21 protein-coding genes are annotated in these 21060 nt (G+C 60.0%); 15 read left to right on the forward strand and 6 right to left on the reverse strand.

Annotated features, from left to right (window positions below; all coding sequences use genetic code 11):
* Positions 1-117 precede the first annotated feature (117 nt).
* The 7 genes from GGD57_RS19305 to GGD57_RS19335 all read left to right on the forward strand — a co-directional run bounded on the left by GGD57_RS19305 (position 118) and on the right by GGD57_RS19335 (position 8128).
* The gene (locus GGD57_RS19305) at positions 118-357 is read left to right on the forward strand and encodes a hypothetical protein (protein WP_184471905.1); all 240 of its coding nucleotides are present in this window, start codon (positions 118-120) and stop codon (positions 355-357) included.
* A gap of 310 nt (positions 358-667) precedes the next feature.
* Positions 668-1882: a plasmid partitioning protein RepA gene (repA, locus tag GGD57_RS19310; RefSeq protein WP_184471906.1), complete on the forward strand. Its 1215-nt coding sequence runs from the start codon at positions 668-670 to the stop codon at positions 1880-1882.
* Positions 1883-1924: 42 nt separating this feature from the next.
* Positions 1925-2977, forward strand: coding sequence for a plasmid partitioning protein RepB (repB, locus tag GGD57_RS19315; protein ID WP_184471907.1), 1053 nt, complete (start codon positions 1925-1927; stop codon positions 2975-2977).
* A 149-nt stretch (positions 2978-3126) separates the two neighbouring features.
* Positions 3127-4419: a plasmid replication protein RepC gene (repC, locus tag GGD57_RS19320; RefSeq protein WP_184471944.1), complete on the forward strand. Its 1293-nt coding sequence runs from the start codon at positions 3127-3129 to the stop codon at positions 4417-4419.
* Between the two features lie 248 nt (positions 4420-4667).
* Complete coding sequence (locus tag GGD57_RS19325; protein ID WP_184471908.1) at positions 4668-5261, forward strand: shikimate kinase; 594 nt, start codon at positions 4668-4670, stop codon at positions 5259-5261.
* A gap of 183 nt (positions 5262-5444) precedes the next feature.
* Positions 5445-6011 carry a sugar transferase gene (locus tag GGD57_RS19330; RefSeq protein ID WP_184471945.1) on the forward strand — a complete coding sequence of 189 codons (567 nt, stop codon included), beginning with the start codon at positions 5445-5447 and terminating at the stop codon, positions 6009-6011.
* Positions 6012-6133: 122 nt separating this feature from the next.
* Positions 6134-8128 carry a polysaccharide biosynthesis protein gene (locus GGD57_RS19335; protein ID WP_184471909.1) on the forward strand — a complete coding sequence of 665 codons (1995 nt, stop codon included), beginning with the start codon at positions 6134-6136 and terminating at the stop codon, positions 8126-8128.
* 135 nt (positions 8129-8263) lie between these two features.
* On the opposite strand, the gene GGD57_RS19340 is transcribed toward GGD57_RS19335, so the two are convergent.
* On the reverse strand, positions 8264-9538 hold the full coding sequence (locus GGD57_RS19340; protein ID WP_184471910.1) for an O-antigen ligase family protein: 1275 nt from the start codon (positions 9536-9538) through the stop codon (positions 8264-8266).
* A gap of 285 nt (positions 9539-9823) precedes the next feature.
* Between GGD57_RS19340 and GGD57_RS19345 the strand changes: the two genes are divergently transcribed.
* The 3 genes from GGD57_RS19345 (at position 9824) to uxuA (ending at position 12362) form a co-directional block, all read left to right on the forward strand.
* A complete protein-coding gene (locus GGD57_RS19345) occupies positions 9824-10204 on the forward strand; it encodes a DUF5086 family protein (RefSeq protein WP_348645990.1) in 381 nt (126 codons plus the stop codon).
* A gap of 205 nt (positions 10205-10409) precedes the next feature.
* Entirely contained in the window at positions 10410-11129 is a 720-nt protein-coding gene (locus GGD57_RS19350) for a GntR family transcriptional regulator (protein ID WP_184471912.1), read from the forward strand.
* Between the two features lie 45 nt (positions 11130-11174).
* On the forward strand, positions 11175-12362 hold the full coding sequence (gene uxuA, locus GGD57_RS19355) for a mannonate dehydratase (protein ID WP_184471913.1): 1188 nt from the start codon (positions 11175-11177) through the stop codon (positions 12360-12362).
* Positions 12363-12406: 44 nt separating this feature from the next.
* On the opposite strand, the gene GGD57_RS19360 is transcribed toward uxuA, so the two are convergent.
* A complete protein-coding gene (locus tag GGD57_RS19360) occupies positions 12407-13054 on the reverse strand; it encodes a TetR/AcrR family transcriptional regulator (RefSeq protein WP_184471914.1) in 648 nt (215 codons plus the stop codon).
* Positions 13055-13189: 135 nt separating this feature from the next.
* Between GGD57_RS19360 and GGD57_RS19365 the strand changes: the two genes are divergently transcribed.
* Complete coding sequence (locus GGD57_RS19365; protein ID WP_184471915.1) at positions 13190-14377, forward strand: HlyD family secretion protein; 1188 nt, start codon at positions 13190-13192, stop codon at positions 14375-14377.
* A 23-nt stretch (positions 14378-14400) separates the two neighbouring features.
* Positions 14401-16008 (forward strand): DHA2 family efflux MFS transporter permease subunit, encoded by a 1608-nt coding sequence (locus GGD57_RS19370; RefSeq protein WP_184471916.1) that lies wholly within the window; start codon positions 14401-14403, stop codon positions 16006-16008.
* 58 nt (positions 16009-16066) lie between these two features.
* Here GGD57_RS19370 and GGD57_RS19375 read toward each other — a convergent pair whose 3' ends face one another.
* A complete protein-coding gene (locus tag GGD57_RS19375; protein ID WP_184471917.1) occupies positions 16067-16936 on the reverse strand; it encodes an aldose 1-epimerase family protein in 870 nt (289 codons plus the stop codon).
* A gap of 96 nt (positions 16937-17032) precedes the next feature.
* Positions 17033-17362, reverse strand: a complete 330-nt coding sequence (locus GGD57_RS19380; RefSeq protein ID WP_184471918.1) for a DUF6665 family protein — start codon at positions 17360-17362, stop codon at positions 17033-17035.
* 146 nt (positions 17363-17508) lie between these two features.
* Here GGD57_RS19380 and GGD57_RS19385 point away from each other — a divergent pair, with 146 nt between their 5' ends.
* The 3 genes from GGD57_RS19385 (at position 17509) to GGD57_RS19395 (ending at position 20059) form a co-directional block, all read left to right on the forward strand.
* The gene (locus GGD57_RS19385; RefSeq protein WP_184471919.1) at positions 17509-19131 is read left to right on the forward strand and encodes an ABC-F family ATP-binding cassette domain-containing protein; all 1623 of its coding nucleotides are present in this window, start codon (positions 17509-17511) and stop codon (positions 19129-19131) included.
* A gap of 76 nt (positions 19132-19207) precedes the next feature.
* Complete coding sequence (locus tag GGD57_RS19390; RefSeq protein ID WP_184471920.1) at positions 19208-19798, forward strand: hypothetical protein; 591 nt, start codon at positions 19208-19210, stop codon at positions 19796-19798.
* A gap of 96 nt (positions 19799-19894) precedes the next feature.
* Positions 19895-20059 carry a DUF1328 domain-containing protein gene (locus GGD57_RS19395; protein ID WP_085739096.1) on the forward strand — a complete coding sequence of 55 codons (165 nt, stop codon included), beginning with the start codon at positions 19895-19897 and terminating at the stop codon, positions 20057-20059.
* Positions 20060-20134: 75 nt separating this feature from the next.
* Here GGD57_RS19395 and GGD57_RS19400 read toward each other — a convergent pair whose 3' ends face one another.
* A complete protein-coding gene (locus GGD57_RS19400) occupies positions 20135-20491 on the reverse strand; it encodes an EF-hand domain-containing protein (RefSeq protein WP_184471946.1) in 357 nt (118 codons plus the stop codon).
* 18 nt (positions 20492-20509) lie between these two features.
* Complete coding sequence (locus GGD57_RS19405) at positions 20510-20758, reverse strand: hypothetical protein (protein ID WP_184471921.1); 249 nt, start codon at positions 20756-20758, stop codon at positions 20510-20512.
* Between the last annotated feature and the right edge of the window lie 302 nt (positions 20759-21060).

Genomic DNA, 21060 nt, shown 5'->3' on the forward strand with positions numbered 1-21060 from the left:
AAAGTGTACGCCGACAAATCCTGTCACGCCTGTGTCACGCGCGTCTTTCGTTCGAGAGGATTAAACTGCCTTTGCTCTGTCGGCATGCGCCTGGCAGGGGAAGCGGAGAATTCTCAAATGCACGACGCAGCCGAAGCAACGCCCACGCCGAAAAGTGATGAAGAGCTCAAGGAACTGGTATCGCTCGCCAGACTCGTTGCCTATGCCCGAGAAAACGCCAGGGATCTGAACGCCGAATTCTCCGCCTATTGTCTCGACCTTGCGCTCGGCGCCCTGCTGCAGGACCTCGACAGAAGCGGCGTGTCCTTTTCCCACGAAAGCGGCCAGGACGGTTATCTGCTCGGCACGCGGCACTGAACGGCCGTTGCCGTCGACGCCTCGCCGTTGCAGGCCCGCCTCGCAGAGCGGCACGCACCGATATTTCGATTCTTACTTTTTCCGATCGGCTATGATGCCGATGCGGTCCCGGTGCTGGCGATTCGGTCCGTCAATACCCGGTTGCTGCGTGGGCAACGCCACCCGAAGGCATGTCCAAGCCTTTGAAAAAGATTGGACAACCCCGCAGTAGGGTCTTGTTAACCCTATTTGCCTTGCCACTCTTCCAGAATCGGCGCTAAATGCGGTTTCAAAGCGCGTAGAGCTTTTAAATCGCATTTTCGAGATTTCCATGAATATGGCACCGCAGATAGAAAAAGCAATTTCCGATGTTGACCAACTGATCATTGGTCAGGCGCAGGAACTATCCGACAAGCTGAAGCAGCATCGGCTCGAAATGTTTCCGCCGCGCGCGCTGAAGGGTCTCAGGGAATTTCAGCTTGCCGAAGTGGCGCGTTTTCTCGGCGTGACCAGCGGCTATCTTCGCAATCTGTCCCTGGAAGGCAAGGGTGCCCTTCCTCAGGTCACACCGTCGGGCCGTCGATCCTATACGGCGGAGCAGATGGGAGAGATGCGCACCTTCCTGGAGCACAACGCCCGGGCCGGAACACATTATGTGCCTCGTCGCCGCGGCAACGAGCATCTGCAGGTCGTTGCCGTCGTCAATTTCAAGGGGGGCAGCGGCAAGACGACGAGTGCGGCACATCTTGCCCAGCACCTTGCCCTGACCGGCCACCGTGTCCTGGCCGTCGATCTCGACCCGCAGGCGTCTCTCTCCGCGATCCACGGCTTTCAACCTGAGTTCGACGTCAACGAGAATGAGACGCTCTACGCCGCCATCCGCTATGACGATCAACGGCGGCCGCTCCGAGAGATCATCCGGCCGACGAATTTCCCGAACCTGCATCTGGTGCCGGGCAATCTTGAACTGATGGAATTCGAGCATGATACGCCGCGCGTGCTTGCTCAAGGCAAGGCAGGCGATTATGGGCGCGTCTTCTTCGCCCGGCTGGACGAAGCGCTGTCCTCGGTCGCCGACGACTATGATGTCGTCATCATCGACTGCCCTCCCCAGCTCGGCTTTCTGACGATGAGCGCCATCTGCGGCGCAACGGCGGTTCTGATCACCGTCCATCCTCAGATGCTCGATGTCATGTCGATGTGCCAATTCCTGCAGATGCTCGGCGAGGTGCTGAACACGCTGAAAGGCGCCGGCGGCGACATGAACCTCGATTGGCTGCGTTATCTCGTTACCCGCTACGACCCGCAGGACGGGCCGCAGACGCAGATGGTCGCCTTCATGCGTTCGATGTTCAAGAACCATGTGCTGACCAATCCGATGTTGCGCAGCGTCGCGATCTCCGATGCGGCGATGACCAATCAGACGCTTTATGAGGTCGAGCGGAGCCAGTTTACCCGCGCGACCTATGACCGCGCCATGGAGGCGATGGATGCCGTCAACAATGAGATCGGCGATCTCATTCACAAGGCCTGGGGGCGGAAATGAGCGAGAAGTTTACTGCGGTAAACCGAGGCAAGGAGCGGGCCGATGGCGCGTAAGAATCTCCTTTCCGGACTGATGGACGATTCCAAGAAGTTTACTGCGGTAAACAATGAGGACGAAGCCCTCCATCGGGACGAGAAACAGCAGATCACCTATAAGGGGATTGGCGCTCTCGGCGCCGTCACGCGCAGCATCGATGCGCTGGCTGCCAAGGCGGATGCGGCCAAAGCGATCGAGGAGAAGCTGGCGACCGGCGAGACGGTGATCGACCTCGACCCTGCCCTCATCGAAGATTCCTTCGTGACGGACCGCCTGGCACATACCGACGAACAGTTTCGTGAATTGGTCGAGGCGATCCGCCTGCGTGGCCAGGACTCGCCGATTCTCGTTCGCCCGCATCCTGAGAAGGACGGCCGATATCAGATTGCCTTCGGCCATCGCCGCGCACGGGCCGCCAAAGAACTCGGCAGACCTGTCCGCGCCGTGGTCAAGAAGCTCGACGATCGCGATCACGTCATTGCGCAGGGACAGGAGAATTCGGCGCGCGCCGATCTCTCCTTCATCGAGAGGACGATGTTCGCCGACAAGCTCGACACGCTTGGCTTCGACAGGGAAACGATCATGTCGGCCTTGAGCGCCGACAAGACGACGGTTTCCAAGATGCTGTCCGTCACGAAGCGAATCCCGGCCGAAGTCCTGACCGCGATCGGTGCGGCGAAGACCACCGGCCGTGACCGCTGGCATGATCTGTCGGTCAAATTCGAGACCGAAAACATCTCCGCTCGGGCGATCGAGTTCAGCAGCTCGGCGGATTTCAAGGCGGCGGAACCGGATGCCCGCTTCGATATGCTGGTTGCCTTCATCAGCAGGAGGCAGCAAGCGGCCTCGTCCATCGCGGCGCTTCAGCCCGCGGCACGCGCCTGGCAGCGCAAGGACGGAGCGGTCAAGGCGAAGATTAGGGATGACGGGAAACAGTTCACCATCGCGCTGAAGGCGGAAAAGGCGTCTGCCTTTGGGGCCTATATCGCCAGCAATCTGGATCGTCTCTACGAGGCGTTCGAGAAGACACAGGATTTGACGAAGAACGGAGATCAATAAGCAAAAGAAAAGGCCCCCGAACGTTGCCGTCGCGGAAGCCCTCTCTGATCTAGACACCCAGAGAATCACATTTCCGCGAATCATAGTCAAGAGTCTTTGGCACCGAATTTGGTGAGCCGTGATCTTTTGCCTTGAAGAAGGCGAAGAAAATGGAAAGCGGAAGTGTGACGACGCCCTTCGGGCGGCGGCCGATGACGTTTGGCATGTTGGCAAGCCAGGCGGCGGCTCGAAAAATCGAGCCAGGCCAATCGATTGATAAGTGGAAACTCTATCGTGCCTTGTGCGAAGCCAGGCCGCTGCTCGGTGTTACCGATCGGGCGCTCGCCATCTTGAACGCCTTGCTGAGCTTTTATCCGAAGGGGGAGCTTTCCGAAGACAACGGGCTTGTCGTGTTTCCTTCTAATGCGCAGCTCTCCCTGCGTGCGCATGGAATGGCGGAGCAGACGATCCGTCGGCATCTGGCGTCCTTGATCGAGGCCGGATTGCTGATCCGTAGGGATAGCCCGAATGGCAAGCGTTATGCCCGCAAGCAGCAGGGTGGGGAACTGCGCGAGGCTTTCGGTTTCTCGCTGGCGCCGCTGCTTGCGCGCGCTGAGGAGATCGAGCGGCTGGCGGCGGAGGTGGTTGCGGATCGATTGCACCTGCAACGGCTCAGAGAGCGTCTGACACTGTGCCGCCGCGACGTCGCCAAGCTTATCGAGATGGCGTTGGAGGAGGGGGCTGCCGGCGATTGGAGTGCTGTTCACTTACATTTTCGCAATGTCGTCGAACACCTGCCGCGGTCGCCATCCGCCGAACAGATCGCAGCCGCGCTCGACGAATTGGAGCTGCTGCGCGAAGAGATCACCAATCAGTTGGAAATGCAGGTTAAAACTCAAAATCAAAGCGGCAATGCCCAACATTCTGAGCGGCACATACAGAATTCAAATCCACACTCCATTACTGAACTTGAACCAAGCTTCGAACCGAAGCAGGGCGCAACGGCGGATGATCGATCGGCAGGTCGGGCCGAACCGATAGCTGAAATACAGCAAGTTGGGGAGAAGAACGAGCATGTCTCGGGCGCACGCGCTGCCTCCGCTGCTCATGGTACGCTCAAGTCCTTCCCGCTGGGGCTGGTACTGCAGGCCTGCCCCGAGATTGCGGCCTATGGACCCCAGGGCTCGGTCGGCACTTGGCGCGATCTGATGGCGGCCGCTGTGGTCGTTCGTTCGATGCTCGGCGTCAGCCCATCGGCCTATGAGCAGGCCTGCGAAATCATGGGCGCGGAAAATGCCGCCACCGTCATGGCCTGTGTCCTCGAAAGGGCAGGGCATATCAACTCCGCCGGCGGTTACCTGCGCGATCTGACACGCCGCGCCGAGAGAGGAGAATTTGCCATCGGTCCAATGTTGATGGCCCTTGCCCGCACCAATTCGCCGGTGAGAGGGAAGGTGGGGTGAAGGTTCGCTTCGGGTCTGTGGGTAACTGTTATGGTTAATGAAATGTGACGGAAATGAAGGCGGATATAACTTCTGATTGGGGGCTTCTCGCTTTAAGATCACGGAGTTAAATGGCTGCGCGGATCCGTGAAGCCGGAGGGAAAAGGCCACTGGAGCAGGTTCGATTGCTTCTCTTGCGTATTCTCCGCCGGCGCCTTGACGCTATGGACTGATTTGATGATCTCTTTTAAGACGTTGCGAATGGGCCGATGAGTGAACAAGTTTTGACTCCTGCCGAAAGTCTCAAAGATCAGGCCCGCCTTGCGCTGGGTCAGCGTAATCTTGTCCTGGTCGGACTGATGGGGGTCGGGAAGTCCTCGATTGGCCGGCCTCTTGCACAGCAGCTCGGCATTCCCTTCGTCGATACCGATGTCGAGATCGAGCGTGTTTCGCATATGACGATCACCGAACTCTTTGCCGCCTATGGCGAGCCGGAGTTCCGGGCGCTGGAAACGCGTGTCGTCAAGCGCCTCCTTGAGGGTGGCCCACGTGTTGTTTCGACCGGGGGCGGCGCCTTCATCAACGAGAGCACGCGCCAGCACGTCAAGCGCGGCAGCCTTTCCGTCTGGCTGAAGGCCGATCTCGACGTGTTGTGGAACCGCGTCAACAAACATGACGAACGACCGCTGCTCAAGACCGAGAATCCGAAGCAAACCCTCGAGAACCTGATGAATGCGCGTTATCCGATCTATGAGGAAGCCGATCTCACGGTTCTCTCCCGCAACGTGGGCAAGGACATCATGGTCAAGGAAATCCTGGCTGCCATCGTCGAGGGGAAGGCAGCAGAAGGCAAAATGCCATGAATGTACGTCGGCGTGATCGGCGGTGCCGGACGTGAAGACTACGATCATGGATCGAAATGTTGGACCGATGGTTGTCGGCGCTCGACACGATGTGCTGCAGTTGACGCGAAATGGTTTTTGACGATACGGCAGGCGATAGCGCAATTGGCGGGAACCGCCGTGGGGCAGGGGGAGCTGCGGAGCATGGGTTTGAAACGGGCGGTGGATTTTTTCCTGGCTTTGATGGCGTCGGTGATCCTGCTCGTTCCGATCCTTATCGTCGCTCTTTGCGTTCGCCTAACCTCGCCCGGACCGATCCTCTATTGGTCGAAACGCGTCGGCCGTTTCAATCAGATCTTCCTGATGCCGAAATTCCGCAGCATGCGCGTCGACACACCGACGGTTGCCACGCATCTGCTCGAAAATCCGGATCGGTTTTTAACCCCCATCGGCTCGTTCCTGCGCAAATCCAGCCTCGACGAACTGCCGCAACTGTGGTGCATCCTCGAGGGAAAAATGAGCTTCGTCGGCCCCCGGCCGGCGCTCTATAATCAGGATGACCTGATAGAGCTGCGGACGGCCCATGGCGTCGATCAGCTCCTGCCCGGATTGACCGGGTGGGCGCAGATCAACGGCCGCGACGAGTTGCCGATTCCGGAGAAGGTGAAATTCGACGTCGAATATCTCGCGCGGCGTTCATTCGGCTTCGATATGCGCATCCTCTTTCTGACCGCAGAGAAGGTCATACGCCGTAAGGGAATCAGGCATTAACCGACCTACTTCTGATAGATAAGCGGGACGGAAGGCCTTGATTTCCGATTATTTCAGTTGCGCTCATTGCAGAAAGCGACAAGAAGGTGGTTGTCTGTTGATCTGCGAGACGCTGGTAAGCAATGTCCGAACATTCTCCCTCTGAGACACCGCGCTCAAGATGGTTCTTAGTGCCGATGCAAGCGCTCGTCGCTCCCTTGCTGGCGATGCCGCGGGTTGCCAAACGCGCGCTGGCTTTGCTGGTGGATTCCAGCTTTTGTGTTCTGACGATCTGGCTGGCCTATTGCTTCCGGCTGAACGAATGGACGGTGCTGACCGGCGTGCAGTGGCTGCCGGTCTTCGTCTCTCTGTGCATGGCCCTTCCGATCTTCATTGTCATGGGCATGTATCGGGCGATCTTCCGTTATGCCAATCTGGCTGCCTTCATTACTGTTCTGAAAGCGATTGCAATCTACGGCTTCGCCTTCATGACGATATTTACGGCGCTGAGCGTCCCGGGTGTTCCGAGAACCGTCGGTATTCTCCAGCCCTTCCTGCTGCTGATCGGAATCGGTCTGTCGAGATTGGGCATCCGCTATTGGCTGGGCGATGCCTACCAGCGGATCCTTCACAAAAATATGCTCGCGAAGGTGCTGATCTATGGGGCGGGCAAGGCCGGCCGGCAACTGGCCGCCGCCTTGACGAACAGCGCCGAACTCAATGTCGTCGGCTATCTGGATGATGATCCGCGCCTCAAGGGCGGCGTCATGGGCGGCTTGCCGATCTACGATCCCTCGGATCTTCCGGTGCTTGCCGAAGCGCTTGGGGTGCACAATGTGCTTCTTGCTCTTCCATCGGCCTCCCGGCAGCGGCGCAACGAAATCCTGGAGCATATCCGCAAAGCCAGGGTGAATGTGCGCACATTGCCGGACCTCACGGCGCTCGCTCAGGGACGGGTCGCCGTCTCCGACATTCGTGAGCTGGAGATCGAAGATCTGCTGGGGAGAGAAGCTGTTGCGCCGCGCCAGGAGCTGCTCGACAAGGCAATGCGCAACAAGGTGGTGATGGTCACGGGCGCCGGCGGCTCGATCGGCGGCGAGTTATGCCGCCAGATTCTGCGCAACAAGCCTTCCAGTCTGATCCTCCTCGATCAGAACGAGTTTGCGCTTTATAACATCCATGCCGAATTGCTGAAGCTGGCCGAACTGTACGAACATGAAAATCTGCAGATCGTGCCGATCCTCTGTTCCGTCCGCGATCAGGATCGTATGGAGCATATCATGCAGAGCTGGCGACCTCAGACGCTTTACCATGCTGCCGCCTACAAGCATGTACCGCTTGTCGAACATAATGCCGTGGAAGGCATCAAGAACAACGTCATGGGCACGCTGGTCACCGCGCGCGCGGCGCATAAATGCGGCGTCTCGAATTTCGTGCTGATCAGTACGGATAAGGCCGTGCGGCCGACTAATGTGATGGGCGCCAGCAAGAGGCTGGCGGAGATGGTTCTGCAGGCGCTCGCAGCTGAACTGACGACCGACAGAATGCGGACGAATTTTTCCATGGTCCGCTTCGGAAACGTCCTCGGCTCCTCCGGGTCCGTCGTGCCGCTTTTCAGGCAGCAGATCAAGGATGGCGGCCCCGTTACGCTGACACACCCCAAGATAACCCGCTATTTCATGACGATTTCGGAAGCCTCGCAGCTCGTCATACAAGCCGGCGCGATGGCTGACGGCGGCGATGTCTTCCTGCTCGATATGGGAGAGCCCGTTCGCATTGCAGATCTTGCCCGCAAGATGGTGGAGCTTTCCGGGTTGACCGTCCGCGACGAGATCAATCCCGAAGGAGATATCGAGCTTTCCGTTACCGGTCTCAGACCCGGCGAGAAGCTCTATGAAGAGCTGCTGATCGGGGATAATCCGGAAACAACCGAACATCCGCGGATCATGAAAGCGCGTGAGGATTTCCTGTTCTGGCCGGAGCTTTTGAAAAAGCTCAACGCCCTCAATGCAGCATTGGATCGGAACGATATGATCGCCGCACGGGCGACCTTGGCGGAGCTTGTTTCGGGCTATTCATCAACAGGCGAGGTTTCGGACCTCGCGTTCACCGGCGCTGAAACCACTACGGCTGCCTGAGAAATCGAGCATCGTGCTCCTAAAGCGCGTCGCGATCTTCCAAACTCGCTCTTCGCGCTTTAGGTCTTTGTTTTCCGCATGTCGTTGCCGCAAAACCGCTGCACGCTTTTGCGCGACGCGCTTTAGTCCATCGCGTCAGTCGCGAACAACGGGCGCAAAACCTGTGCTGCCGCGATCTACGCAAATCAGGGCGACCAGATAGGCAAAGATCGGGTCCAAGGCCTTCTGATTGAACATGATGCCAAAGCTGCCGGTTATGACGTAGCTGCTGACGAGCAGAAGAGCGAGCGCGATGGCCAAGTCCCGGCCCGGCCCGGCTTCCTTTCGCCACGCGCCGATCAGAGGTGTCGCGAGCATCAGCGAAAGCGCTGCAATGCCGAAAATGCCAGCGTCGATCCCCGCGGTGAGAAAACCATTATGGACATGCGAATAGGTCAGTTGCGGCCTTATGCTCTCGGGCAGCTCTGCCAGCACGGAAGCCATCCGGTTTTGCGGGCCATAACCGGTCAGCGGGTCCTTGCTGATCGCTGACACTGCACCCTTGTACAGAGCAAACCGTGCACTCAGCGATGTAACTTCGCCGTCGCTGCGTTCGAGCGATGCCATATTGTCCTGCAACGCCTCGATGCGATGGAGGATCTGGCCGCTGCCGAGGGCAATCAGTCCCGCAAACAGCAAAGAGCCGGTGATGGCGAGGCTGCGTAAACTCAGATGGAAGCTGTGTTTGCGAAAATACCAGAGAAAGATGACGATATGGACGGGGATGACCAGCCAGGCCGAGCGCGTTCCGGAAAGCAGGACGCAGCCCAGACCGGCGGCATATCCCAGTATGGCAATTCTTTGCTCGACACTCTTGGGTGATTGAACGTTCAGAAGCGAAATACCGCCGAAAAGAACGCCTATCACGCCGAGCAGTGCGGCGTTCGACGTCCCGGCCTCTGCCCTCTCCATCAGAAACATGATCTGCAGCAGACTGAAGAGAAAGGTCACGATCATGCCGATCCCGGCGCTGAGGATAAACAGCGGCACCAGGCGGCCATCGGGAGACTGGCGCATTCGCGGCAATATCAGCCAGACCGAAAAGAAAGGCAGCAGCCGGAATATCCAGTTCAGTTCTTCGGAGTAGGGCGGATTGATGAATATGCTTGCGATCATCACCAGAGGGTAGACCGACATGCCAATGGCAACCAGCCGGTCGGATCTCGACAGGTTCAAGGCCAGGCGGCCCGTCGCCAGACAGTAGATTCCCCACACCATCGACGCCAGAAGAATGAAGGAGTTAAAGTTCGGCGAAAGTCCGGGCAGGATTGCAAAGAGAAAGACCGCGATGCGGTTGTTTCGATCGAGCGCGCTTCCCGCCCCATTGTCGGGATAAAGCACTGCTATTTTCAGTTGTCTCAGGTATTTCACGTGCCGATCCTGACCATGCCGATGCCGTCTCGCTAAGGATCGCAATCACTGCTGTCAAGCGACCGGGGATTGGATGCAATCTATGGCTTTATTCGTCGTGGTATTCCGGCAACAGAAACGATGCACGCATGACCCCGCCCTGAGCGAAGGAACCGCATGAGTTTCGCGAATTTATTTGGCAATATTTTTTGAGACAATCCGACCGAGGAAGCCTGGGTGATAATCAATAGCCGATGAGGGGCGAGGGACAAGATGCAAGGTTATTCGAGGATTTTTGGATGCTTGGTGCTGGTTTACCTGCTGGCTTCCACATCCGCGCGGCCGCAGGAACAAATGGACAGCATCATCCTGTCTGTATCCCCGAAGACGGTGCGATGGGCCGACGTCTACAAAGGCGCCGGATCGAGGCTGGCGGATCCCTATTTTCATGTACGGGTTTTTGAGAAGGACAAAGGTACGCCGCCTTGGGCCTTCAGGGAACGGGCTCCTCATCTGGTCGTCACCCCTGAGGCATTGGCGGCCAGCCGCACCAAACAGCACGCGAAGATCTACGCTTATAAGGACGTCGAGTTCCGCATTGCCTACCGTCACTGGCTCGAAGATCCTACGGTACGTGCCAGAACTCCAGTTTGCATCACCGACATTTTGAGTTGTCTGAGGAGATGACGACAAAAGCTGAACGCATTTCCCACGTGGCTTGGCCGGGCGATCGGCATGTGGGAATTCTGACGCGCGATTGGCGGGCTCCTGTTTTCGATCTGCGGCGCCTGCGGCCACCGGAGGGCCTTCCGTCACTCTCGGCCGCACATATTGGCAAAGCGAAATAACTGGTATACTAGTATTCCAGAAATTTCCTCGCCCCGGTATCCCCATGCGACACGCATCAGAAAGCGAAGGTTTGCTCGGCCCGGCGACGCAGGAGACCGGCAGGCTGCGTCGTGTCACCACGGCCGGAGCCATCTATGAACGCCTGCATGCCAATATCGTGTCGCTGCGAATGCCGCCTGGCATGCTGCTGCAGGAAAAACGCATCGCCGACGATTTCGGTGTCAGCCGCACGCCGGTGCGTGAGGCGCTGCTTAGGCTTTCCGAAGGCGGACTGGTCGATATTTACCCGCAATCGGGTACGGTCGTGTCGCGGGTGCCGGTTTCTGCGATTCCCGAGGCGGTCGTGGTGCGCAAGGCTCTCGAAGGCACGACCGTCGAGACTGCAGCGCTGATCGCCACCGCTGCGGACATCGCCCGTCTCGATAGCATCATCGCCCGCCAGCACTCGCATGCCGCGACCGGCAATACGTCAAGCTTCCATGAGGAAGACGAGGCCTTTCACGAGGCGATCGCACAGATATCGGGATATCCCGGAATCTGGACGATTCTGAAAACGGTCAAGGTGCAGATCGACCGGGCGAGGCGGCTGACGCTGCCGGTGCTGGCGCGGATGGACAATGTGGTGCACGAACACATGATCATCCGCGATGCGCTCGCCGCCCATGATGCGACGGCTGCGCGCAACGCGATGATCCATCATTTGAGTGCCGTCATTCCCGATGTCGACGAGCTGCGCTCGCGCTATCCCGATTATTTCTGCTGACGGCAGATCCAGACACGAAACGAAAAGGCGAGAGAAGGAAGACAAATGCGGCAAGGTTGGAGATGGTTCGGGCCGGAAGCGCCGGTGACGCTGGATGATGTCCGTCAGACGGGCGCGACCAATATCGTCTCTTCGCTGCACCAGGTGCCGATCGGCAGGGCCTGGACGGAGAAGGAAGTGCGCGACCGCCAGTCGCTGATCGAGACGACGCCCGGCGATCGTTCGCCGCTCGTCTGGTCGGTGGTCGAGAGCATCCCGATCCCCGATGCCGTCAAGCGCAAGGGTGGGGAGGCGAGGGCCGAAATCGAAGCGTGGATCGCCAGCCTCGAAGCGGTCGCCGCCTGCGGCATTCCGATCGTCTGCTATAATTTCATGCCTGTCGTGGACTGGACCCGCACCGAACTCGATTTCGTGACGCCGACGGGTGCGACCGCCATGCGCTTCGATCACGAGCGTTTCGCAGCCTTCGACCTCTTCATTCTGGAACGGCCGGATGCGGCACAGCACTATTCCGCGGAAGACCGCGAACGGGCGCATATCGTCTTCGAAGCCATGTCGGACGACGAGATCGCCGACATCACCCGGATCATCACTTCGGCTCTGCCCGGCTCGACGACCGAACCTCTGACCATTCCGGCCTTCCGGGAAAAGCTGGTCGCCTATAGCGGTATCGATGCCGCAAGGTTGCGCCGCCACCTGATCGAATTCCTGGAAGCGGTGACGCCGGCTGCCGAAGCGCGCGGCGTCAAGCTGACGCTGCATCCCGACGATCCGCCGCGTTCGCTGTTCGGCCTGCCGCGCATCGCCTCGTCGGCCGAGGATTATGCCGCTCTCTTCGATGCGGTGCCGTCGGCGGCGAACGGCATGTGTTATTGCACCGGCAGCCTCGGCGTGCGCGCCGACAACGACCTGCCGGCGATTGCCCGGCGCTTCGCCTCGCGCATCCACTTCGCCCATCTGCGCGCCACGACGCGCGAGGGGGACGGCCGCACGTTCCATGAAAGCGCGCATCTGGAAGGTGACGTCGATATGGTCGCGGTTCTCCGGGAACTGGTGGCGGAAGACCGCCGCCGCGGCCCTGACGACACGATCGTCTTCCGCTCGGACCACGGCCATCGGATGCTCGACGATCTCGATAAAACAGTCACGCCCGGTTACCCCGCCATCGGCCGCATGCGCGGCCTTGCCGAACTGCGCGGCATCCTGCACGCGCTGGGCGCCCCGCCGAACTGAGGGCGTTCCCAGGCGGTGTCGCGCTCTGGAGCTCAAGCAGCACTTTAGAGCGCGCATCCCTTCAAAAATAGATCGGCGCACATCTTTGCCCGCGCCGCGATCGCGTCGATCTTCGGCGGCGGCTCCTGGCGCAGCATCGCGGCGCGCTGCGGCTCCATGATCATCATGCCGCGCAGCATGCCGCAGGCCGCATGCGGTTCGTCGAGCGCAATCAGCCCACGGTCGATCTGCCTGCGCAGCCAATCTTCCATCAGCGTGTTGGTTCTGACGATCGCCTTTTCATAAAAGCTGTTGGCGATCTCCGGAAAGCGGTCGGACTCGCTGATGACGAGCCGGGTGACGGTGATCGTATCCAGTGACAGCGTCAACATGCCATAGGCCGTCAGCATACGTTCCAGCCCCTGTCTGAGATCCGCCACGGCGAGCGTGCCGGGGTCAAGCGCCATGAGAAAGCGCCCGGTCCGCTCCGTGACCATCTCGGAAAAGAGGTCCGCCTTCGTCGGAAACAGGCGGTAGAGCGTCTTGGTCGAGACACCCGCCTCCTGGGCGATCGCGGCGATGCTTGCCGCCGCATAGCCGTTCTCGTGAAATTGCCGGTTGGCCGCCTCGATAATCACGCTTCTCGTATCGTCATCGCAACGGACCTGCGGCCGGCCTCGCGGCCTTTTCTCGATTTCGTGATTTTGGACCATGGTTATTTTCCAAATTCTGATTGACATCCATTTTCTAATACATATTTTGGAAAATATCAAGTTTCCTAAAGTCCATTCCAACGAATTCAAAGGCCGCGGCCGATAGCGACAGCGACCACTCCCAGGAGAGAGACAATGTCCATCAAAACGCTGCAGGCTCTGAACAACAACGCGCCTGCCTCGGAAACCACGGCGGAAGCCGCACCCGCAACCCTTGACGCCGGCAACACGCCGCGCATCACTGAGGCTGCCGTCGTATCGGAGCCTGCCGTTCGCAAGGGCCGCGGCCGCGGATTGCTGCTGGGTGCAACCGCGATCGTCCTGATCGCTGCGGGCGCCTATTTCGGCCACGACTATTGGACGGTCGGCCGCTTCCACATCTCGACCGACGATGCCTATGTGAAGGCTGACAACACGACCGTCGCACCGAAGGTTTCGGGCTATCTCGCCGAAGTGCTCGTCAGCGATAACCAGGTGGTCAAGGCTGGTCAGCCGCTTGCTCGCATCGACGACCGCGACTTCAAGGCTGCCCTTGACCAGGCCAGGGCCGATGTCGCCGCGGCGGAAGCGACGCTCAACGCCAAGCAGGCTTCGCTCGATATCCAGCAATCGACGATCGCCGCTGCCCGCGCGACGGTCGACGTCGACCGCGCGAACGAGACTTTCGCCGAGCAGAACAACAAGCGTTATTCGAACCTTGCCACCAGCGGTTATGCCCCCGTCCAGACGGCGCAGCAGGCCGCCTCGCAGATCGCTGCCGCCCAAGCCACGATTGTTCGCGACAGCGCTTCGCTCGACGCCGCCGTCAAGCAGGTCGATCTCCTGAACGCCGAGCTTGCCCAGGCGAAGGCGGCGCTTGCCCGCAGCCAGGCCGTTCAACATCAGGCTGAGCTGAATCTCTCCTATGCGACGATCACCGCACCTGTCGACGGCACCGTCGGCAACCGGACGCTGCGTGTCGGCCAGTATGTCCAGGCCGGCACCCAGCTGATGTCGGTCGTGCCGACGAGCGCGGTCTATGTGATTGCCAATTATAAGGAAACGCAGCTCACCAACGTCCGCGCCGGCCAACCGGTGGAAATCGAGGTCGATACCTTCCCGGGCCGTATCTATCACGGCCGCGTCGACAGCCTCGCTCCGGCAAGCGGCCAGGAATTTGCCCTGCTGCCGCCCGACAACGCCACCGGAAACTTCACCAAGGTCGTCCAGCGCATCCCGGTCAAGATCGTGCTCGATGGCGACGCCGCCGTGAGCGGCGACCTGCGCCCCGGCATGTCCGTACAGCCGAGCATCGACACCAAGGCCGATGCCGACCGCACATAAGCGCAGGGCCAGGAGATCGTGTCATGTCCACCATCGCAGCAACAGCCTCAGCCACATCGCAGCCGCGCGTCGGCACAAGGTCCAGCACCGGGGCGAGCACCAGGGAATGGATCGCCGTTCTCGCCGGCATGATCGGCGCCTTCATGGCGATCCTCAACATCCAGATCACCAATGCCTCGCTCCTTGAGATCGAGGGCGGCATTGGAACGGGCGTCGACAACGGCGCCTGGATCTCGACCTCCTATCTCATCGGCGAGATCATCGTCATTCCGCTGACGGCCTATTTCAGCAACGTCTTCTCGTTCCGCCGCTATATCCTGGTCAACTCGGTCCTGTTCCCGCTGTTCTCGATCGCCTGTGCCTTCGCCCACGATCTCGGCACGATGATCGTGCTGCGCGGCCTGCAGGGCTTTGCCGGCGGTGTGCTGATCCCGATGGCATTCACCATGGTTCTGACCAAGCTGCCCAAATCGCAGCAGGCGCTCGGCCTCGCCATCTTCGCGCTTTCGGTGACCTTCGCACCGGCGATCGGCCCGACCATCGGCGGTTATCTCACCGAGAATTATGGCTGGCAGACGATCTTCTTCATCAACGCCATCCCGAGTGCGATCATGGTAGCGGCGCTTGCCTTGACGCTCGACAAGCAGCCGATGCAGCTCGGTCTGCTGAGGGAAGGCGACTGGGCCGGTATCTTCACCATGGCGATCGGTCTTTCGGCGCTGCAGACGGTGCTCGAAGAAGGCAACAAGGAGGACTGGTTCTCCTCGCCCTTCATCGTCAAGCTGAGTCTCGTCGCCTTCGTCTTTCTCGCCGCCTTCATCTGGATCGAGCTGACGGTGAAGAAACCGCTGGTCAAGCTTAGCCTACTGAAGCAGCGCAATTTCGGCATCGGTGTTGCGGTCAACGTTCTGGTCGGCGTCGCGCTTTTCGGCAGCGTCTATATCCTGCCGCAATATCTCGGCCAGGCGCAGCGCTACAATGCCGAGCAGATCGGCAATGTGCTGGCCTGGACCGGCCTGCCGCAGCTGCTGCTCATCCCGCTCGTGCCGTTGATGATGAAGCGCTTCGATGCCCGTTACATCGGCTTCCTCGGCATCTCGATCTTCGCCATCAGCTGCTTCATGAACGTCATGCTTTCGGCCGATACCGCCGGCGACCAGTTCTGGATCCCCAACATCGTTCGCGCCATCGGCCAGGCGCTGGTGCTGACGCCGATCACCGCCATCACCACAGCCGACATCGCGCCCGCCGATGCGGCCGCCGCCTCGGGCCTGACCAACATGCTGCGCAATCTCGGCGGCGCGGTCGGCACGGCAACGCTCGGCACGGTGCTGACCAAACGCGAGCAGTTCCACTCCAACATCATCGGCCAGTCGGTGACGCTCGGCCGCGACGAGGTCCGCAACCGTCTCGACCAGGTGACCGGCTACTTCATGTCGCACGGGGTCTCCGACCACGCGGTCGCAACGCAGAAAGCGGTCGTGGCGCTTGGGCAGATCGTCAAACGCCAGGCTCTGATCATGGGCTTCAGCGATACCTTCGCCGTTATCGGGACCGTGCTTGCCATTGCTGCGATCGCCCTGCTCTTTGCCCAGAAGCCACGCTCAGGCGGGGGCGCCGGCGCCCACTGACGACCTCTTTTCCAGAGAAAGCCCTTCTTCGCGCGAAGGAGGGCTTTTCAGCGCAAGCCTATTGCGGAATCTCGACCGTAAAGGCGAAGCTTGCCACGGCACCCGGCGCCAGAATCGTCGTGGAGGGACGTTTCGACAGTTCGTTCGAACTTCCAGCTTCCGCAGCCGTTCCATGCCAGGGCTCGATGCAGATGAAGGGGGCGCCCGGTTTGGTCCACAAGGCGAGATTGGGCAGGTTCTTGAAGCCAAACCGCAAGCTCGGCCCGCCTTCGGCGCCGTAATGCAGCCCTTCGCCTGCGCCTTGCGGGAAGATCATCGCGTCCTGCTCGAACATTGCGTGATCCAGCACCAGCCGGCCGGCTTTGAACGGCGAGGGCAGCGCCGCAGGATTGATGAGACCACCCTCCAGCCGCACGAGCACGGGCTCGCCGGCATTCTCGAGCATAATCGTGTGGGCCTGCCCGGCAGCACCGGGCAGCGGCCAGGCGAAGGCCGGATGAAAACCGAGCCCGAACGGCATCGCCTTTTGGTCGCGATTGCTCACCTCTGCCGTTACCGTCAAAGCGCGGCCTTCGACCGCATGCTCCAGGGCCAGCTGAAAATCGAATGGATACACCGCTCTCGAGGCTTCGGAGGCGACCAGCTCGTGCCGGCACATCGTTGCCGTGGATGCTGCAAGCGTAAACTCGCTCCGGCGGGCAAAACCATGCTGGGCCATCGGGTAGACCGTGCCGTCGATCGCGGTCTTGTCATCCGGAGCCTTGCCGACGATCGGGAACAGGATCGGTGACCGCCCGGTCCAGAAGGCTGCATCGCCCGTCCACAACCAGGAGCGTCCGTCGCTTGAGGTGAGCGCCTGCATCTCGGCGCCGAGAGGAGAGATGTCGACGGTGAGGTCCTGATTACCGATCCGGATCAAGGTTGGCATCGCAATTCCCTTTCGCACTGGTTCGGTACCAAGCCATACCTTTCCCCAGCGGGGATTTCCAGCCAATAGGTGGAAGGGCCGGGTACCGGCGACAGGCTATTTCCGCACCGCGCCCAATCGTGCGATCACCTCATTCGGGATGCCGTAGCGCTGAACGGCGTCGCGATTGTTGCGCAGCCCGCACATCTCGCGCTGGATGAAGAATGCCCAGACGGCGTCGGACGCTTCATTCAGAAGCTTCTCGCGTTCCTCGGCACTCTGGCGCTCGGGAGTCCAGGCCTTCAGGCCGGCGAGCGCCGCCTCCACCTTCAGCCCGTGACGCCCGAGTGAATCGGCCCGTTCCGACATCAGCTCGTATTCGAGGACGTTGAAGCCCTTTCTATCCTGCTGGGATTGTCTGAAGGACTGCGGCGGACGAACGCTCATTGGCGCGGATTCCTTGTCAGTGAAGGCCTTAATCTTAGCCAATCCGGCTCGACAGATCGAGAGGGTGCGAAACGGGGCCTATCCCGGCATTTCCATGCGTGGCATAAGGGCGCCGAAAAAACTTTCCCCCAGGCTCAGCGCACATCATGATTCGTATCGAGAATATCAGCAAGCAGCTCAGTCACCGGATCCTCTTCATCGAGGCATCGGCGGCCCTGAACAGAGGCGAGAAGATCGGTCTCGTCGGCCCGAATGGCGCCGGCAAGACGACGATCTTCCGGATGATCAACGGGGAAGAGCTGCCCGACGAAGGCCAGGTCTCCTGCGAGAAGGGCGTCACCATCGGCTACTTCAACCAGGATGTCGGCGAGATGGCGGGCCATAGCGCCGTTGCCGAGGTAATGAATGGCGCCGGTCCGGTCAGCATCGTTGCCGGCGAGTTGCGCGAACTCGAAGCCGCCATGGCCGACCCCGAAAGGGCCGACGACATGGAAGAGATCATCGAGCGCTACGGCGAGGTGCAGGCGCGCTACGAGGAACTGGACGGCTACGCGCTCGAAGGCCGTGCCCGCGAGGTGCTTGCGGGCTTAAGCTTCAGCCAGGAGATGATGGATGGCGATGTCGGTGCGCTGTCGGGCGGCTGGAAGATGCGTGTGGCGCTTGCCCGCATTCTGCTGGCGCGGCCCGATGTCATGCTGCTCGACGAACCGAGCAACCATCTGGATCTCGAAAGCCTGATCTGGCTGGAGGAATTTCTGAAGGGGTATGAAGGCGCGCTGCTGATGACCTCGCACGACCGAGAATTCATGAACCGCATCGTCACCAAGATCATCGAGATCGACGCTGGCACGCTGACGGCCTATTCCGGCGATTATGAAATTTACGAGCAGCAGCGGGCGCAGAACGAAAAGCAGCAGCAGGCCCAGTTCGAACGCCAGCAGGCGATGCTCGCCAAGGAAATCAAGTTCATCGAGCGGTTCAAGGCGCGCGCCTCGCATGCCTCGCAGGTGCAGAGCCGCGTGAAGAAACTGGAGAAGATCGATCGGGTGGAGCCGCCCAAGCGCCGGCAGTCGGTCGCCTTCGAATTTCAGCCGGCCCCGCGCTCCGGCGAGGATGTGGTCAGCCTGAAGAATGTGCACAAGAAATACGGCAGCCGAAGCATCTATGAAGGGTTCGATTTCATGGTGCGGCGGCGGGAGCGCTGGTGCATCATGGGCATCAACGGCGCCGGCAAATCGACGCTGCTGAAGCTGGTGACCGGCACTGCCGAGCCTGACGAAGGCAGTGTCGCGCTCGGCGCCAGTGTCAAGATGGGTTATTTCGCCCAGCACGCCATGGATATTCTCGACGGGGAGCACACCGTCTTCCAATCGCTGGAAGATCGGTTTCCCCAGGCAGGGCAGGGGCCCTTGCGGGCGCTCGCCGGATGTTTCGGCTTTTCCGGCGACGATGTGGAGAAGCGGTGCCGTGTGCTTTCGGGCGGCGAGAAGGCCCGGCTGGTCATGGCGATGATGCTCTTCGATCCGCCGAACCTGCTGGTCCTCGACGAGCCGACGAACCATCTCGATCTCGACACCAAGGAAATGCTGATCAAGGCGCTCTCGCAATATGAGGGCACCATGCTGTTCGTCTCGCACGATCGGCATTTCCTGGCCGCCCTTTCCAACCGCGTGCTGGAACTGACGCCCGAAGGCGTTCACCAATATGGCGGCGGCTATACCGAATATGTGGCGCGCACCGGCCAGGAAGCGCCGGGTCTGCGGAGCTGACCGATATTTTTCGGACCGTCGAAGCCGTCAGGCGGCTTCGACGGTCCGAAGGACGGATTCGGCGCTCGTCGCCACGATGATGACCAAATTCCGTGGTGTTCGGAGCCCTCTTCATGCAATCGGGGACGCGCATATCGGCATGGACTGGATCAATCGCTATATCGATCAGCCGCTGCTGCACGGGGCGGCGGGCTTGTTGCGGGGCTGGCACATCCGCACGCGGCAGCCGCCGGAGCTGCTGGAGCCGACATGGAATCTCGTCGTTCTCTCCGTTCTCCTGATCGCGAGCGGGCAGGTCATGGCCGGCAGACCTTTTGCGTTGAGTGTTGCGGCGCTGATCATGCTGGCGCTGCCATCGGCGCGAAAACTGCTTTCAGCGATGAAGGTGAGGGGCGGCAATTATGGCGCTCGGGAATACAAGTCGCTGAGAGCGCGCGCCATCGCCAAACGTGAGGCGGAGTGGTCGGTGCGGATCATCGTCCTGTTTTCCTCCGCCTGTCTTCCCTTCATCGCTCGCATCGACGATCCGGTGGGAGCCTGTTTCATGCTGGGAGCAAGCATCTGGTTCGTATTGACCGGGCCGCTCAAGGCCTATCTCGATGCGGCCGAGCCTCCCGAGCCGAATGAAGGCGACCGAACCTATAGCGGCGCCTTTCATTTCGGCTGAGCCGCTGCGACGTTGCATGTGCCGGCCGTGAGGGCAGGCAGGGAACCAAATCGGGCGGCTTCCGTTATCTCCGCAGCAACGTAAAAGGAGATTGCGATGCTTTATTACGCTCTGGTGTTTCTCGTTGTGGCCTTGATTGCCGGCGTCCTCGGATTTGGCGGTATAGCAGGGGCTTCAGCTTCCATCGCCCAGGTTCTGTTCTTTATTTTCCTGGTGCTCTTCGTGGTATCGATCGTCATGCGCCTGATGCGAAGAGTATAGTGCGCAGAGATCGACTATAAGGCCCGGCGAAATCGAATCGCCGGGTTTTTCTTGTTGCCGCATCCGGCGTCACCATCACTGAAGATTTCCGTTGCGGTCGTGGTCGGCCGTCGCGAAATCCGCCATGACCCGCTGCATGAATTCGCTTCGGCTGATGCGGCCGTTGTGGTCGGCGTCGGTCAAGGTGAATTGCTCGACAGTCAGGATCTGAACCGTCTCATCGGACTGCAGGCTGCCGTCCTTGTTCTTGTCGAGACTCCCGAAGGCCGTGCCCATGAAGGTCTCGTATTCGGAGCGATCGACCGTCTTGCTGCCATTGCCGTCGAGCCGGTCCATCTGACCCTGATACATCGATCCGGGCTGCTGTTGTTGCGCCGCTGCCCCAAAGCATTGGCACAGGATGAGTGTCGTCGCTAAAGCCGAGATTTTCATCACTCGATATCCCTCCAACTATCGACAAGCCAGGCGATTGCCCACGAAACCGCCGCCGCCGATGCCGGCGGCGACAGCAAGCACTTGCCCGGTTCCAGCCCCGATCGTGCTGCCGATCAGGCCGCCGACAATCGCGCCGCCGACGGTTCCCGCAATACAGCCGAATTCGGAATTGTGATCCGAGACGCTCTGGGATGTCGGCGCGGACTGGCAAGCGGAGACGGCAAGGCATGCCGCCAGTGTGATGTTTGTCGTGCGTAAACGCATTTTTTCCTCCCGATAATGGCCCGCCATCTCCAATAGAGATCGGTAGGCGTACGATTGCTCGGCCCCTGCGAAAATATCGCCTGATTATATTTCTCGAGTTCAGACTTTATTTCTGTTCGAACAGAAGGAGAATTCCGGAAAACACCCGGACATTCTGTGGCAATGCAAAGCAGTCATGCCGTTTCCCTCTCCGTTACAGTCTTGCGAGGGGAATTATTGCCAAATAGTACAGCTATAGAGACAGCATGGCAACCTGCACGGTCATCGATCGCTTATGCAGTAAGGCGCCAGCCTTTGTCCGG

It is taken from the genome of Rhizobium esperanzae (assembly GCF_014197615.1).
Taxonomy (GTDB): domain Bacteria; phylum Pseudomonadota; class Alphaproteobacteria; order Rhizobiales; family Rhizobiaceae; genus Rhizobium; species Rhizobium esperanzae_A.